The 530-nt window shown below is 62.8% G+C and carries 1 protein-coding gene; it reads right to left on the reverse strand.

The window, feature by feature from the left end; translation table 11 throughout:
• On the reverse strand, positions 1-530 hold a 530-nt coding region (locus EYA77_RS01850), incomplete at both ends, for an Hsp70 family protein (RefSeq protein WP_167815691.1).

Consider the following 530-nt stretch of genomic DNA (forward strand, 5'->3'; position numbering starts at 1 on the left):
GCCTCGAGATCGCTGCCTTCCATAGCCTTCTTGAGATCCTTGACGGCGTTTTCGATTGTATCCTTCTCGCCGCCGCCCACCTTGTCGCCCAGCTCCTTGAGGGTTTTCTCGGTCTGGTAGATGAGGGCGTCGGCCTCGTTGCGGGCCTCGATGCGCTCACGCTCGCGCTTGTCCTCCTCGGCGTGGGCCTCGGCCTCGCGCACCATCTTGTCGATATCCGACTCGTTGAGGCCGCTGGATGCTTCGATGCGGATCTTCTGCTCCTTGCCGGTACCCAGGTCCTTGGCCGACACATGCACGATACCGTTGGCATCGATATCGAAGGTTACCTCGATCTGGGGCACGCCCCGGGGTGCCGGAGGAATGCCCACCAAGTCGAAGCGCCCCAAAGTGCGGTTCTGGCCGGCCATTTCACGCTCGCCCTGGAGCACGTGGATGGAGACCGCGGTCTGTCCGTCGGCGGCGGTGGAGAATATCTGGCTCTTGCGGCAGGGGATGGTGGTGTTGCGGGTGATGAGCCTGGTGAAGAC

Origin of the sequence: Methanocorpusculum sp. GPch4 (assembly GCF_012062385.1) — an archaeon.
Lineage (GTDB): Archaea > Halobacteriota > Methanomicrobia > Methanomicrobiales > Methanocorpusculaceae > Methanocorpusculum > Methanocorpusculum parvum.